This window comes from Flammeovirga kamogawensis (assembly GCF_018736065.1).
GTDB lineage: Bacteria > Bacteroidota > Bacteroidia > Cytophagales > Flammeovirgaceae > Flammeovirga > Flammeovirga kamogawensis.
In genome coordinates this window covers 371,821-389,939 of record NZ_CP076130.1, presented here as the reverse complement: position 1 = coordinate 389,939, position 18,119 = coordinate 371,821, and the positions used below count along the sequence as shown (strand labels likewise).

The window sequence follows — 18,119 nt, the reverse complement described above, 5'->3', positions numbered from 1 at the left end:
TCTGAAGAATTGAAGTAATTTTTCAGAGACTTTACACATTGTTATTTGAGGACTATTTTCTTTGTTTTAATTGCATTTTCTTGATGAACCTGTACAATATAAATCCCCTTATCTAATTGATGATCTATTGTTGAATGTGGAGACAATTCTTTCAACTGAAGAATTTCCTGACCATTTAAATCAAATACTATTAAAGTACTTACTAATTGATTGGTTAGAAGATGTAACTTTCCATGTGAAGTACCTATTAATACATCTTCCAAATCAATTGTACTACTCAACACATTTGCTTCTCTAAACTTCATTGTAAACCTATCAGAATAATCCCCTTTAGGTAAATATATTTTTACATTTTGCTCTTTAAGATTATATTCAACCCCTGTTGTATTATCAACAAGAAGGATAGGGTGATCTTCTAAGTAATTGTAATCTGCAAGTTCAAAGGTATGTTCTCCATCAAAAGCAGTAACTAACCCTAAAGCAATTTCCTTCTCATCTATGGCAAAATTGTTGAAAACATTAATTACATATTTATCATCGCTATTTGAAATTTGAGAGTACAACGTAAAGTTTGAATTCCCAACTAGTTTTTTCACGTCAAGAGTAGGGTCGTACTGGTCATCTGCATTATCTTTAAATGCAATAAGGGTTTGGTTAAAACTACTATTTTCGTGATGAACATTTAACCATAGTCGAGCAATTTCATTGGATTCTTTTACTCTAAAAAACTGAGAATTATCTGTAGATCTCATACTGTTTTTAAACGTAACTGTACCAGAAGATTTAGCTTCTATATAGAATCCTTGTCCTACAGCAATTTCTCCGTTAGGAGTTACAGAACTACCTCCTGATACGGCACCAATACCAGGTTTGTATGTAGCATAATCTGCCGATTGGAAATTGTTTTCATCGTTAATATCTTGATCCCAAAGATAAATGGCAGGTTCAATTACATTATTATCATCTGGACCGTTTAACGCTACAAATTTGTCGATATCAATTGGTGATAAATAGGGGTTTCCAATTAAATTAAAACCTGTGTGAGCTCCTTTGTAAACACTCACATTTATATCTCCATTATTAGGTGTTCCAGAAAGAACTTCTTGATCTACATTTGTAGCCGTATAACCTTGTCCGGGCGTCATTGCTCCATTGTGTGCTTGCCACCCTTTGTTTAACTCTGAGTAACTATTGCTTTGCGGTAGTGTAGGATTATAACTATAAATATTGCCACCAAAACTTTGCTCTGATACATATGGACTTGAAAAATAGTTATATACCGTTTCTAATCCATCGCCTACAACTGTGTATTCTACAGTACCAGTACCTAAATAATCGGTGTTTTCTTCCTGAATAAGGTATCCTCCATTTGCAATTTTAATTACTCCATAATTCACAACATCACCACTAACAGTTAGCCCTCCGTTTTCAGAAATATTTATTTTACTTCCGGGAGATAAACTGATAGAATTGATGATAATGGGAGACGATACATTTAATGTTACATTTTCTTCTATGACAACATTCGTAGTTTTTGAAGGCGTACCATTCGACCAGTTTTGACCATCAAAATTTGATTGGTTCGGGTCTGAAAATTCTATTTGATATGCTTTAAGGTTAACTGCTAAGTTGATTTCTGCAGCAGTTAAATTAGCAAAAGCATCATCTGTAAATTCCCAACCAAAAGTAACTGAACTTTGTTCTGCACTCGCATTCCCTGCAAAAGATATTGTTACTTGTGTAGCACTGTTCTGAATGACTTTTAAAAATAAGCCACTTGGTATATTTACTGGAGTAACCAAGCCTTGTTTAACAAGGTTTTGACCATTAATACCTGTAAGAACATCTCCTCCAGTTAATTGTAAGACCAATTCACCTTCTACGCTTCCATCGTTGTTACTACTTTCTTTAAAGGCAACAGAAGAAACGATTTCAAAATTACTTTCTGTAATAGGGGTGTCGTTAAAATTAAATCTAATTGGATAATCCGTATTGGTAAGTCCAATAAAAGTAGACACATCTGAAGCTACAAATGCAGCAGCATTAAATGTAATTGTAAAATCATCCGAATCATTACTATCGGCATGATCTGTTGCATTTCCTGTAAAAGTTAAGTCAGCACTAGTAGCACTAGTAACAGTAAGTACAGCAGTTAATCCGCTTGGTATATTTGCAGTTGTGATCTCCGTAATTTCTGTACCAACAGCAGCTATAAAAGCATCGCCAACTAAATTTACGGTCATTGTTCCTTCAACACTGCCATCATCAGCATTTGTCTCCGAAAATAAATTATTTGTCCATGTTAAATATGGAGCGGTATCCCTAAAATTGATACTTAGCATTTGTGAGACTTGCTCAAAATTACTAATCTCATTATTCTCAAAAGCTGATGAATTAAAGCTGATATTTAAATCGTTTATATCATCTGTATCTAAATGCGTTGTTGCATTCCCTGATAAATAAAACTTCAAGTTATTTTGATCAATTACAACTAAATGAGTAGATAAACCATCAGGCACTCCTGTTATAGTAACTAGTTCATCTGAAATGTAGTCGGTACTACTTGCTGTAAATAAAGCACGTCCTTGAGTTGAAATGATAAGAGTATCAGCAATAGACCCATCAAAATTTAATGACTCAGCAAGGGTAGTTTTTGACCAAATTAAACCTGGTGTATCTTCGTACTGAAATTGAATATTAAGGTGAGAAATATCTTTTAGATAATTGACAGTATTTTTAGTAAAAGCAGCAGCATTAAAAATGATACCCCCATCATAAGATGTATTTATGAAATCGTGATGATGTGCAATTCCTGTAAAATATAATTTTGCTTTTGTATCGCTTATGCGTTCTAGAACTGGGGTTAACCCGTTAGGGAAATTTGCATAATTCGTATATTGAATCAAATTATCTCCTGTTGTTCCAACAAAAGTTTCTCCACCGCCAATTCTAATTATTTGAGACGAAATGATCGTTCCGTCAAAATTTGTAGTGTCTTCATAAAAAGCCATTTCATCCCAATATAAACCATATTTTTCTTGGTAAAGAATACTGGAAGTAAAAGCATGTTCTTCTACAGAATCAATAATGAACTCATTCACGACAGATACAGCATTATCGATAAAATTAATTTCTAAATTTTCAATGTTGTTCTCTATAAAATGGTCTGTAGATGTTCCTGATAATGATATTACTACTTGAGTTGCTGTTACTCTTTCTAATGCCAAAGTATAATCACTTGGTAAATTAGTAACAGAAATATTATCTAATGATAGGTCATTATGGAAAGTGGCATTGTATAAAGAAATTACGATGTCATTGTCTATACTTCCATCATCTTCTGAACTCTCATTAAAATCTTTTGTATTGAACGTGAAAGTTGGTTTTTCTGGTGCATCTACATACTCTATTGCAAAATCATTAATAAGCTTGTGGACTAATGCTGGACCTTCAGGATCAGTTAGAGCAATGTCTTGAAAACTAATAATTACATTAGAAACATCGTCTATTAATTTTGCATGATTTGTAGCGTTTCCTGTAAAACTCAATACTGCTTCAGTATCAGATATACGTTCCATTCGCCCATTTAAACCATCAGGGACATATGTAAATAATACCTTGCCATTACTACTAAAAAGCTCTCCATCAAAACCAGTAAACTTTTGGCCTCCAAGTAAAGTGATTTTAATTTCACCGTCTATAGAACCATCATTTCTTTTATTCTCTACTAAGCGCGTAGAATCATATGCTAAACCTTGATATTCTTGAAATTTTAAAGCAATATCTTGTTGGTACCCTGCCACATCAATATTTGGATAGCCAGTAAAAGCACCGTCTTCAAAAGTAATAGTAGCAATTGTACTATCTGAAGGGGCGTGATTTGTTGCAACACTATCAAAAGTTATGGTAAGAAGGGAATTTGTATTTCTTGTGATTACGGGTTTAATTCCTTCAGGAAGGTTATTTATAGTAATATAATTCTCTATTGTATCAACAAATGTATCATGTGATAATCTATATTGAAGGTATGCATTTCCTAACCCTCCAACATAAGGGAGCACTTCATAAAAAGTAGTGCTATCATTCATTCTAGATGTTGTTAAGGTTAACTCAGGATTGTAGCCGTCATGAAATTCTATACCAATGTTCGAAACTTGAGCAAGTTCTACAATATCAGCTGTTAAAGCAGCAAAGGCATTATCTGTAAACGACCACCCAAAATTTCTGTTTGCTAAAGAATGATCTACGGCTACCCCATTTAAACTCAGCGTAATTTGCGTAGAAGAATTCTTAATGGCTGACAGTGTTAATCCGTTTGGAATGTTTTGCGTTAAAAGCTTAGAAGCTGTTACAAAATCGTCTCCAATACTACCAGTTAAAGTATCTCCACCTACTAAATTAAGTACAATTTCACCGTTTACAATGCCATTATCCACAACTTGTTCGATAAATGGAGAGGTACTTACAATCTGAAAATCACTATCTGTAAATGGAGGAGGAGTTTCGGTTGTAAAGGTTATTGCTTGAGAATTGGGATTGATGGCATAGTCGATAACACTAGCATTCAAAACCTCGAAAGCATTATCCGTAAACGTCCAACCAAAAGTAGTGTTGTCTGTAGCTTTATGACCTGCAGCATTTCCTGTAAGCGATATAGTAACTTGTAAAGGTGTATCTTGAATAACAGAAAGTGATAAACCATTCGGTACACCATCTGCAACAACTAATCCCGTAGCGACTAGATTGTCTCCATTTGTACCTGTAAGCTGATCTCCACCAACAAGACTTAAAACAATTGTACCCTCTACAGAACCATCATTAGAATTACTTTCTGTAAAACCGGTGTTGCTTATTTCTATAAAATCACTGTTTTCTATTTCAACAACAATCGTTTGGAAATCAATTTCAATTAATGATGTTGTGTTCGAAAATTCTATTTGATCTGCATCTAAATATACAAAAGCACTATCTTCAAAAAACCAACCAACATTAATATCGTTGGCATCTTCATGGTTTTCAGCATTTCCTTTTAAGCTAATTGTAGCTTGTGTATGCGAATTTTTGATAACCGATAACTCTAAACCATCAGGGATATTCACACCTCTTACATATTCAAGATCTACCAAATCGCTACCAATTGCACCATTAAGACTGTCTCCACCAACCAAAGTAAGTACGATTGCTCCGCCAACTTCTCCATTATCATCACCTGTTTCTACAAATGGGACAGTAGATGTTATTTCGAAATCACTATCAGTAACAGCTGGATTATCTTTAAAGTTTATGCTTAAAGCATTGGATAAATTAGTATATCCTGCAGTCGTTCCACTCGTAAAAGCATCGCCATTGAAAGTAAGCACCATATTCGATACATCCATTGCGTCGGTATGAGCAAGAGCGGTATCCATTAGCGATATTTTAAGTCTAGTACTACTAACAGGTTTCACATCTAAACGTAAACCATCTGGCACATTGGTAACCGATGCATACCCAAGTTGAATATAATCATCTTGAATGCCATCTAAATCAAATATTGAATCGTCATTATTATCAATAAGCGGAGTAAATTCTACGCCACCAATTGCATCTACATACACCGAAAAAGAGAAGGTTCCTATTAACTCATCCGCTTCTGTGAATGTTGTTCCATACCATTTTAAACCTTGGTTTGTAATTTCATTAAGTGCATTTTTATTTATTTCATGTGCAAATAAAGAAGAAGTACTAAATAGAATTAATAAAGGTATATAGTTAAATACTAATGAAATTTTTTTGAGTTTCATTATCATGATAGTTATTGGGTTCTTGGGTGTATTAGGCAGTGCGCGTTACAGGTTAGTAGGCTAATTTCTCATCATCACGATTTCCATCTTGGTTTGTGTACCAACCAATATCTTGAGAACCGTTTGATGTAATAAAACTATTAAACCTTTTGTACGCTGTTGTAATATCTACTTCTTCTTTTGGTGGAGCAAATTCTACAGGAATGTGTAATGCCCATGGATGCCCTTGAGCTGTTTTATAATTACCACCATCTTGCCCAGCCGTCAATAAATCGGTATTAAATTTAACAGTATAAGATTTTCCTGGTAAATGTACCTCATTGGCTCTATCACCTTGTGTAAATATGAATGGATTATAAGGTACTTGATTTAAACTAGTATAGGCAACAGGAGTTTGGAACTCTACTGTTATATTAATTAAGCTACTTGCTTTTACGTTACCAGATTGACTCAAAATATTGAAAGAGTTATCAAAAACAGCAAATACAGTTTTATTTGCAGGGATGCCAGATTCTACACCATTTCCTTCTAAATTTATTGTACCAGGTGCAGTAATTGACATGCCTGTAACAGACTTAATTTTCGCAGATTCAACAGGTAATTCTATAGCAAATCCAGAAGGGTTTGCTGCACCTACAGATTTAACTTTAAATTTAAAGTTTATAAAAGTAATCTCATTGTTCCCGTTAGTGATTAGATTGGCGTTATATTCAACAATAATATCATTAAAATCAAAGTCCCCTTTGTTTGGGTATAAATCCTCATAAGCTAAATAAGAATTCACATTTTCTGCTGGAGAAAAGTTGTTAAACGCTTTATTTATATCATTCGGATAGGTATCGTCTATATCTGCAACACCATCGCCATCGCTATCTAAAGAAACTACATCACATCTAGACATTGAAAAGTCATCAATATTTCCAGGTAGTGTGAACACAACATTGTGAACACCATTTTGCGGATTAATTGTAATTAATTTAGAAGGAATATCGTCGGTTGATGCATATAAAGTGTTATCGCTATCAAACCCTATACCTGTAATAGTATATGGAAAACTACTATTTGTAATGAGTGTAAGTGCAGCAGTAGAATAATCGCTAGCAAAGTTAATTGAATACAAGCCGTAATTTGTAGCCAGATAATAATTACCTGCAATATCAACTGCAATATCACCATCAACTCCTGTATCGCTACCATTAAAACCACTCATTGTTGGTTTTCTTACTATACTATAATTTGATGGACTTAGTATGTATAATTCTTTATTTTTGTAAGCAATCAAGATATTCTGATCAGCCACATATTCTAGCCCTGTATATTGGTTACTATTTAAATTTGGTGGCGATAATGGTGATCCAGAATTGTCTACTAAAGTACCGTTACCGTTCACATTACTCATGTTCATGGTATAAATAGACCCGTTATGTTCATAATATAACTTGTCGCTTGCAGCATTAACAGCACTTGCTTTACTACCTCCTTCAGCCAAAGCTGTTACATTGTTTACAGTGTTACTTCCGATATTTATTGTAAATGCTTGTCCAGAATTATTGACTGCATAAATCACATCACTACATGATTTAGTTCTAGCGTTAGAGCTTTCCACTTGATTAGAGTTTTCATCAAAAACAACTTGGATATTTGTAGAACTTTTTGCAATTGTTTTAGAATATAATGTACCTCTATACCTCATAGTTACATATATTTTTTCTATATAACCTGCAATATTCACCTTGTATTCTAAAACACCATCACTATTAGATAATGCTTTACCAATAAAGTTGTGCGTGTTGTTGTAATCTATTGTATAGAAAGAATAAACGATCTTACCTGTTGTATTTTTTCTAGATGCAGTAAATGTTATTTCTGATGTCATTTCATAATTGAAACCATCTGGAATAACTATTTTTTCAAATTCTGTGGTATTGTCTGCAACAACAGTTGTATCTCCATTATTGTTGTTAGGAGTGGGAGCAGGCGTGTCATCAGAGGAACTCGAACACCCTAAAGATACTATGATAAGAAATATTGCGAGACTAATTTTGTTGAGTAAAAAATTTCTCATTTGTGCTAAATTTATTCTGGGCAAATTTTTGAGTAATAGTATGTCAATCGTACTTTAATAATAGAGAAAAGGACTTAAGATATACTTAAATAGAGGTCTACATAATTTGAGACAAAAAAACTCATATTATAGTTCACTGACTTCACACTAATTAAATTTAAAGTTGATAGAACCCTCTTTAATTGGGTGAATCGTATTTTAATATATAATTATTTCAAGAAAACGAGAATAGTTTCACTACAACCGAAAAAAATAAATATTTATTGAATTAATTTTCTTCATTAACTGTTGTTCGTAATGTATTCTTATAGTTATGACAATTATTACTACACCCAATTATTAACACTAAATTTTATTTTATGCTACTTAATTTATCTAGATTCTTCACCACTATTATCCTTGTTTTAGCGAGTCACTTAGTTATCGCACAAGGTTTTGTAATCCAAGGGGTGGCACGAAACGCAGGACACGCAGCACTAAGCGATAAACTTTTAAGTTTTTCATTTTCAGTGCAAAGCAGTAATGGATCAAGTACTTATTACAGTGAGACAAAAGCAATTCAAACAGATACTTATGGAGTATTTTCACATGTAATCGGACAAGGAAACAACAAATCAGGAAATATCGCTAATGTTCCTTACGGACATGGTAACTTAAAATTAGTTGTTTCAGTTACCAATGATGGACAAACAAATATCATTTCAGATCAACCGTTCAATTATGTTCCTTATGCTTATCAAGCATCAAATGGAGCTCCAGCAGGATCTATTATGCCTTATGTAGGTGCTTCGGCTCCAGCAGGTTGGATGATATGTGACGGTAGTTCAGTACCGAGTAATACAGTATTGAAAGATGTTTTAGGTGTAAATAATGCTCCAGATTTAAGAGGTATTTTTTTAAGAGGTACAGGTACAAGTGGAGCGTATAAAAATAGTAGTGATGAATTTTTAACAGGTCCGAATTTAAATAATTACGAGAAAGATCAAGTTCGAAATCACAACCATTCAGTAGGTACATATGTATTAAGTGATGCAGGTGCCCATGGAGAGAAATATATTACTTACCCGCATGGAGATGGTGATAATAAAACTTGGTATGATACAGGTGGATATGGTTATGGTACTAAAACACATACTAATAACATTCCTGATCATAATCATAATATGTCTGGTAATTCGGGTAATCCTACGGCTAACAGTGGTTCAGAAAACAGACCTGCCAGTTATGGTGTAACATACATAATCAAGCTGTAATAGAAATTACAATTTTAAGTAAACCTAATTTATTACTAACTCTATAAAGGCTCACAAAGTGATAGCTTCTATAGAACTGACCCAAATTCAATGAAAAAATTACTATTACTGCTAATGTTTTCATTGACAGGACTAGTAGGTATATCAGATACGATTCATCGTAGTACGAACGATGACAATGATAACCCTACCACCACACTGTTAATGAGCACTACCTCTAGTAAGGTAGAATTAGTCGATGATTTTCGAGATAAAGATTATAAAAATACATTATTTTCAAAAAGTTTAAGTTGGTCTAATTTAAAGTTTAACGAGAGCCATTCTAATAATGGATCGATAGAAAATGCTATTATTGTAACAGCTAACAATGTTATTTTTAATGGTAAAAAAGGAACAGAGTTAGTTGGCAAAGGTGTAGTTGTTTTTGCTAATATACCTGAGGGGTTAACTGCTTATGCTATTATTGAATCAAACACAGAGGTTCATTTAAAGTTAAACGGTATTGCCGCTAATCACGTGAGTACAGACGATGTAAGTAACATTGGCGTATCTTTTCTGAATGGTGCTTTTATTGATGCAACCGTTAATCAAATAGCCTATTCTAATAAATCTGGAATAAAAGTAGATTACATTGATGGTTTTTCTTCTGGTAATTTTCCAGAAAGAGATGAAGGGGAAGGACCTTCACAACCAAGAGTTCCAATTGTAGAAGGTATTTTTGCAGGTGAGAAGAAAGAAATCCATGATAATGGAGAGTACATCAATTTTCATATTGGGGCGCCTATATTGCCTTATAATATTGAAAAAGATTACGATATCTACAGAGAAGATGACACTAGCTTAACAGATGGAGAAACGATAAGAGAAGGAAGATTAAACATGTCGTTCCCTTATGATGTTTTTTATACAACTCCAACATTTACGAAAAGCTCTTTTGATGTCTCAAAAGGTTATTTTAGTGATAAAACAGCCATTTCATGGGATATATATAGCAATAGAGATGTAATTACAAGTTTTAAAATTTATAGCAGACCTTTTGATATTAATAATGAAGATGATATCGAAAACTATAAATTATTAGCAACCGTAAGTGGTGATACTTACTTCTACGATGATCCGCATGTAGAAGGCGGTGTGCTTTATGAGTATAAAGTGGTTGCAGAAGGAATAGCAGAATTAGATATTAGATATACAAATTACATAACAGGAGTAGGTTTTAGAAACCCTACTGCTACAGTTTCAGGTAACATTGCTTTTGAAGGAGGTAACCCTGTAGAGAATGTAATTGTACGTGCAGAACCTCAGGGTGGAGACATTGTTCTTTCAGCACATAGTGTTGTTGTAGACGAAGATGGTTATGTAGAATCTAAAGTTGATGTTGAAAATATCTCTGATGATTACACAATTCAATCGTGGTTTAGATTAAGTAAAAATGGTGAAGGTACATTATTTAGAGTGTATGATAACACTACATTCTATGAGTTAATCTATACAAAAGATGGTGATAGCTTTGAAATGGTATTAAGATCTCCTCTTTTATCAGATGAGATTGGATATAACCTAAGTAATTACCTGCCTACAGGTGCAGCAGATGGCTCTGGAGAAGATGTTTTAGAGACATTTGATAATGTGATGAATCAATTTAATCATATCTCTTTAGTTTTACCAGATAATAAAACTCCTCAATTGTATTTTAATGGTCGTCTTTTAAATAACGATTACATACTTAATATTTCTCCAGAAAAGAGAGATATGGTGGGTATAGTTGTAAGTAACGATACTCCAGATAAAGTATTTACTAAATTCGAAGGTTCTGATGTCAACTTTAGAGTTGGTGAAGGTTTTAACGGTAATATTGATGATGTTAGATTTTGGAGTATTCCATTAACAGATCAAGAAGTTAAAAAGAACTATCGTAGATATTTAAGCGGTATCGAAAAAGGCTTAGAGGTTTACTTAAGAATAGACGAAGGTACTGGAGCGTATGCCTATGATTTATCGAAAGAAGGATTTTCTTTTCATGAAAGACATTCATTCTTAAATAATGCAACATGGACAGCTGATGCACCTACAACTTCTCAGTTGGGTATTTTTGGTGTTACAGATGCATATGGTAACTATGTAATTGCCTCAATTCCTTATTCTGGAGATGGTGGTTCTTATGCAATTACTCCTTTGTTTGGTGTACACGAGTTTGACCCGGGTCAGCAAGTAGTTTACCTTGGTAAAGGTGCCGAAGTAGTTAACCAGTTAGACTTTACAGATATATCATCTTTTATTTTTAGAGGAATTGCTTATTACGATGTTAGAGGAAACTTTGAACCTCTTGCTAAAGTAGAAAATGTAACTCAAATAGAAGAAGATGGTTACAATCAATATTTAGTTACTGTAGATGGGACTAAGATTAGATACAATAAAGGTCACTATTTCGAAAATGAATTAGGAGAACTTTACGAATACCCTAAAGTATATCTTGATGGGGCAAATATATTTGTAGACGGTACTATGGTTCTTGATGAAAACAAATTACCCGTAGTTACAGGTAAAGATGGTTTCTTTGAAATTAATGTACCAATTGGTAATCACTTTATTGAAATAAGAAAAGAAGGACACGGTTTAGTGCATGGTGGTAGATTTCCTGTAGAAGGATACCATGAATTCTTTGAACACATTGAAACACCAAAATCATTTATAGATACTACAAGAGTAACTGTTGTTGGTAGAATAGTTGGTGGACAAATTGAAGCCGAAAAACCAATTGGATTTGGCTTTGATGGAAAAGTAGAATATGAATACAACGCAGGTACTGATGAGGCTTACAAAGATGAAGTATCTTCTGTAAACAACCTTGGTACAGCACGTATAACTTTTGATTATCTTCCTTATGGAGCAGATCCATCAACAGGATATTTATCAACTACTTATTTTACAAATGCAGAAACCGGTGAGTATAGAGCTGAATTGTTGCCTTTAGATTATAGTATTAATCAGACAACAGGTATTGTAATTCCTAGTAACCCAAGTATTCTTATTTTAAATGGAAATGAGGAGATAAGTTATTCAGGATATACGAGAGAGAAAACATCAGAATATGGAACAGAAACAGAAGGTTTACAATCTGAACCCTATAACTTTATACAAAACTTTATCTATAGAGCTGTCCCTAAATTAAGAGCAGAAAACCAGACGTATGCCTACTTGGTTGCTCCTGCAACAGATACAGAAGATAAAGTACCAGTTTATGATCAGTTTGCGGAATATACAATTGATTTGATTGCTTATGAGGAATATGAAAATATTGAAACAGGTGAATCTTTTGAAGTTCCAGTTACTGATGGTCAATATATTGTAAACAATAATCTTGCATTAGAAGGTACAGATAGTTTTACAAAAGACCCGAAGCAAAGCAATAAAACAGTGTATCAATTTACTGCTGGTTTACCTCAAGTAACAGCACCTTTTAGACGTTCTATGGCAATGCGCTTAAGAATTAAAGGAATTGATTATGTTGCAAATGGTATTTTAGAAGAAGGAATTGTTTTGGGTGGTCAGCCAGATGGTTCTCAAATGTTTGTAACGGCTGCACCAGATGTTCCAGATATTATTCTTAGAGATCCTCCAGGTTCAGGTAGTTCTGCATCTATCGAAGAAGGTACAGAAATTAGTATTACAGAATCTCTAACTTTAGGTGGTTCTGTTGGTACAGAATTTAATTCTAAACTTAGTTTAGGTACTACAATCGAAGCAGGTGGTGGTCTAGCAGGTCCGGTAATAAAAACGGAAATCACAAACGATATTGAAGCAGGTTTAAGCGTAAGTACTTCGGCAGAAAATACAGACGCAGTAACAAAAACGTATTCGTTTAGCCAAACAATTTCTACTAGTGAAGATTTAGTTGGTGCTGATGGTGATTTATACATCGGTCAGTCTACGAACTTGCAATATGGATCATATAACAAATTAATGGCTACAGATACTTTAGTAAAAGGTATTGATAATGTAGAGTTTGTAAAGTATGATGAAGATGGAAATACAACAACTGTATTCTTGAATAAGCAGAAAGCTATTTATTTTAATGAGGAACCTTCGGAAACGTTCTTTATTTATTCTCAAAAACATATTTTGAATACCTTAATTCCAGAATATGAAAGCTTTGTTGTTGGTCTTGAAAACGGAACAATTGATCCAGAAGCACCTGGTGTTCTTAAAAAGAGAGATTATGAGCAGCAAATAAAATTATGGCAAGAGATTATTCAGAATAACGAGAAAACAAAGTATTTAGCATTTAACGATCAAGAAGCATTAAAAGCTAGTATTTTATCATCTGATAGAGTTTTACAAGGTGGTGCTCAGTTTGCAAATTTTGTAAACAGCCAGTTTAGTGATAACATCTCTATTGATTATGGTGTAGGAGGTCTTGATAGATCAATTAGTACTTTTACTGCAAATGCTAATTCTGTAGCTTGGGGTGTAGATGTAGAAACTTCTTTTGCATACACTTTAGGTATAGAAGCGAATGATACTGGTTTTGAATTAGGAATGTCTGCAAGTGCTGGTTTCAGTTCTGCAGGAGCTACAGATTTAGAACAAGCAACATCTACAACGTTCTCGTATACAATTTCAGACAATGATACTGATAACTATATGAGTATTGATGTAGTGAATGCTTTTGATGGTAACGGGCCAATCTTTAGAACTGTGGCAGGAAGAACATCTTGTCCATGGGAGGGAGCAACAATCTCTAATTTCTATGATCACCAAAACTGGGAAGAAGGCGTTATTGGTGCAGGTGGATCTGAGCTTTCTATTGCAACACAGCAAATTGAAAAGCCACAAATTTCTGCAGATGTAGTAAACCTTTCTAATATTCCAGAAGACGGACAAGGAATTATTGAGTTGACTTTAGAAAATGCAACTAATGCAGACCTAAATGAGAATGTGAGTTTCATGTTATATATTGATAATACAACCAATCCATATAACATTATATCAAACATTCCTGCAGGTGGTGTAGCTTTAGAAGTACCACACGATCAACCCGTAAAATATACAGTATATTTTGAAAAGTCGAAGCCTGATGTTTACGATTATGAAGACCTTACAATTGTTTTAGAATCTATTTGTGAAGGTTCTGATTTACAACATACAATTGACGTATCATTACATTACGTACCATCTTGTACTAAAATTGAAGTACAAAAACCTTTAGATAAATGGGTAATGAATGCTTCTACTGCTTTTAATGATGATGGTAGTACGAACTCAATGCCAATTGTTTTAGGTGATTATTCTCGTAACTACAATTCATTCGAAAAAGTACGTTTAGAATATAGAAAATCTACGTCACCAACTTGGTCTAGATTACATACTTATTACAATGATGAAACAGCATATAATACTGCAGTAGATGCAGACGAGCAAAAAATCACCTTAATGGATGCTGATAATATTACCTTCTCGTGGGATATTGGAGCGGATGGTTTAAGTGATGGTGATTACGATATACGTGCTATTTCTTATTGTAGTAATGGTACCGAATATGTATCAAATGTTGTATCTGGTAAAGTAGATTTAAATATTCCTGTAGCGTTCGGTACTCCTTCTCCAGCAGATGGAATATTGAGTGCAGGAGAGGATTTAAGAATGCAATTCAGTGAAAACGTTTTGTATAACTCTGCAATCAGTAATATAGAAATTGTTGGTCAAACCAACGATCAAGAGATCAGTCATGGAACATCTGTGTTCTTCCAAGGAGCATCGAATAAAGTAACGTTAGAAAAACCGTCTATTAGTACGGAGGCATTTACTTTAGAGTTCTGGATGAGAAATTTAACTACAGAATCAAGTGCTGTAATCTTTGCTCAAGAAAATGGAATGGATGCAACCTTAGTTGGTAACACCTTAACATGGACTATTCAGGGAAGTGGCCCGCAATCGGTTTCGGGGTCTATTGCTACAGATGGATTATTCCACCATTATGTTTTTGTATATGATGGAGATGGAACAGGAACAATGCGTATTTACCAAGATGATACAGAGTTAGGTGTTACAAATACAGGTGCTTTTGCCGTACAGAACATCAACAATCTAGTTTTTGGTGGAAGCGATTTTAAAGGTAACATTCTTGATGTTCGTTTATGGTCTAAAGCATTATCAATTTCTGAAGCATACGCTAAAATGTACTCTACTTTATTAGGCTCTGAAAGAGGGTTGCAAGGGTATTGGCCAATGAATGAAGGACGTGATAATGTGGTAAATGACAAAGCACGAAATAAGCATGGATATATGAATGCTGAATGGGATATTAGACCAAAAGGTACTGCATATAACTTTGCAAATAACGATTATCTTACACTTGATAATGTTGGCTTTGTTCAGATAAGCGACGAGATGGATTTATCTTTATCATTCTGGGTAAAAATGGATCAATCTCAAGAAGCAACGATCTTCTCTAATGGTAAAGGTGATGGTACCGATGTTATAGAAGCAAATGGATCGGCAAATAAATGGTCGGTAGATGTACATACTAATGGTAAATTATACCTTAAAAATGAAGGTGTATCCTATGAACTTACAGGTGATATTGTTGATGGACAATGGCATCATGTAGGTTTAGTACTGAACCGTTTAGGTGCATTGAAAACATATGTAGATGCAGATCTAGTATCATCAAATATTTCTAATGATATCAGTGGATTTACAGGTAGTAGAATATTTGTAGGTGCAAGAGGTTTTAGAAACAATGGCGTTTATGAAGTAGACAGACATTTTACAGGTCAAATAGATGAGTTAAGATTATGGAATTTATCAAGAGCTAAAGAACAATTAGACAGAGATAGATTCTACGAAGTGAACTTCTCTACAACTGGTTTAATGTTGTATTTACAAATGAATGAGCCAGATCCTGTAGATGGTGTAGCACCAACATATTATCATATGTCTAACAATGAAATAGTGGCTACATCTACAAGTTTAATGAACGCAGGTACTCCTAATTTTGATAAAGATTCTCCAGCAATTAAACCAAAACGTCATTTAGAGATGTTTGCTGTAAACTATATCATTAATGAGGATGAAATGATTATCACGCCAGTTATCAGTAATTGGTCTGCTTTAGAAGGACAAGTATTAGATATTACGGTAAGTCGTTTGTTTGATGAAAAAGGAAACCGTCAGGCATCGCCAATTACTTGGACCGCTTATGTACGTAAAAATCAAGTTATATGGAGTGTAAATAATGGTTTAGATTTCTTATCAATCCAAAATTATGTAGGTATATCAAAATCATTTGATATTACTATAGAAAATATGGGTGGTACTGATCAACCATTTACAATAGAAAATGTTCCAACATGGTTAGACATCACAGAAACTACAGGAACATTAGCACCAGATAGCAAAAAAGTAATTACAGCATCGGTTAATCCTAGTTTATCTGTTGGCGAATACAGCACAGATTTGTATTTAGATACAGATTATGATTACGATGAGAAGATTAAGTTCGATTTAAGAGTATTAGAAAATGCTCCAAATTGGGCAGTAACTGCAAGTGATTACGAGTACAACATGAACGTTGTAGGTAAGATAAAAGTGAACGCTATTTTTGCTGAAGATGAACACACTAAAATTGGTGCATTTGTAAATAATGAGGCAAGAGGTGAAGCACACTTAGTATATGATAAAAATTGGGACGATTACTTCCTGTATTTAAATGTCTATTCTAATGTGAGCTCAGGTGAGGAAGTCACTTTTAAAATTTGGGATGCAACAACAGGTCGTATTCTAGATGCAGAGATTGATGGAAATGCTAACCTAGTATTTATACAAGATAAGATTACGGGTAATAAAGCGAATCCAGCATTATTCTCTAATACCAACACAATGGAGCAAAGTTTTGCTTTAAACTCGGGTTGGACATGGATTTCTTTATCGGTAGACGATAATAATCTAGATAATCTTGATACACTTACAAAGCAGTTAAACCTTACTACAGGAGATAGAATTGTAGAACAAGCTGCATTCGATATTTACGATGCGTCAGTGGGTTGGTCTGGATCAATTACATCAAATAGTGGAATGTCTACTGTCAAGATGTATAAAATGAAAATGAGCCAAGCTAATGATTTAGTAATTAGTGGTGAAATGGTAAATGTAGATTCATTCTCATTATCATTACAAACTGGTTGGAACTGGTTACCATATCCTGTGCATAATAACTTAACCGTTAATGATGCATTAGCTTATTACGATGCAAGTAATGGAGATGTTATTAAAGGACATAACACATTTGCTGTTTACGATGAATTTAGTGGATGGGTAGGTACTTTAAACTTTATGAAAACTGGAGAAGGATACATGTTATTATCTAACAGTACTGCTCAAGATTTCTCATATCCTAAAGTAATATCTAATGCTCGTTCATCACAAGCAACACCTACAATAGCAGCCGACTTTGTACATAATGCGTATGAATTTAATATGAGTACAGTTGTAGAAGTTCCAGATGGATATTCTAAAGTGTATGTATATAACAATGAACACCATGATGTAAGAGGTATAGGTAACGTTGTTGAAATTGATGGTAGAAACCTTGCATTTATCTCAGTATTTGCAAATGATGGAGAGAAATTAAATTACTCTATCCATAATGGAAATTCATTCGAAAACGTTGGAGACGAGTTTGAATTTACCGCAGATGAGATTTATGGAGATTACCAAACACCAATTCAGTTAGGAGATGTTATTTCTGCTAACCTGCAACCGGTTGCTTCGTCACAATTTAGAGTTTACCCGAACCCATCAAGCACTAATTTTAATTTAGAATTTGAATTAGTACTAGGTACAGACTACCAAGTGAATGTGTATACTGTTGACGGACGTATAACAGAATCACAAGAAGCACAAGGCAACATTGGAGTAAATAAAGTAGTTATTGGAGATAATTACAAAACTGGAATGTATGTTGTCGAAGTGATCACAAATCAAGGTATCTTTACCAAAAGATTGATTAAGAGATAA

The 18,119-nt window shown here is 33.9% G+C and carries 4 protein-coding genes; 2 read left to right on the top strand and 2 right to left on the bottom strand.

The window, feature by feature from the left end; translation table 11 throughout:
* Positions 1-41: 41 nt before the first annotated feature.
* Both KM029_RS25705 and KM029_RS25700 read right to left on the bottom strand, forming a co-directional pair.
* A complete protein-coding gene (locus tag KM029_RS25705; RefSeq protein ID WP_158631270.1) occupies positions 42-5,783 on the bottom strand; it encodes a T9SS type A sorting domain-containing protein in 5,742 nt (1,913 codons plus the stop codon).
* 52 nt (positions 5,784-5,835) lie between these two features.
* Positions 5,836-7,848, bottom strand: coding sequence for an LruC domain-containing protein (locus KM029_RS25700; RefSeq protein WP_144077271.1), 2,013 nt, complete (start codon positions 7,846-7,848; stop codon positions 5,836-5,838).
* A 359-nt stretch (positions 7,849-8,207) separates the two neighbouring features.
* On the opposite strand from KM029_RS25700, the gene KM029_RS25695 reads away from it, so the two are divergent.
* Together KM029_RS25695 and KM029_RS25690 are read left to right on the top strand one after the other, a co-directional pair.
* Complete coding sequence (locus KM029_RS25695) at positions 8,208-9,101, top strand: tail fiber protein (RefSeq protein ID WP_144077270.1); 894 nt, start codon at positions 8,208-8,210, stop codon at positions 9,099-9,101.
* Positions 9,102-9,191: 90 nt separating this feature from the next.
* Entirely contained in the window at positions 9,192-18,119 is an 8,928-nt protein-coding gene (locus tag KM029_RS25690) for a LamG-like jellyroll fold domain-containing protein (protein ID WP_144077269.1), read from the top strand.

Coding starts and splice junctions, on each gene's coding strand:
- KM029_RS25705 (WP_158631270.1), bottom strand. CDS start 5,783: ATGAAACTCAAAAAAATTTCATTAGTATTTAACTATATACCTTTATTA.
- KM029_RS25700 (WP_144077271.1), bottom strand. CDS start 7,848: ATGAGAAATTTTTTACTCAACAAAATTAGTCTCGCAATATTTCTTATC.
- KM029_RS25695 (WP_144077270.1), top strand. CDS start 8,208: ATGCTACTTAATTTATCTAGATTCTTCACCACTATTATCCTTGTTTTA.
- KM029_RS25690 (WP_144077269.1), top strand. CDS start 9,192: ATGAAAAAATTACTATTACTGCTAATGTTTTCATTGACAGGACTAGTA.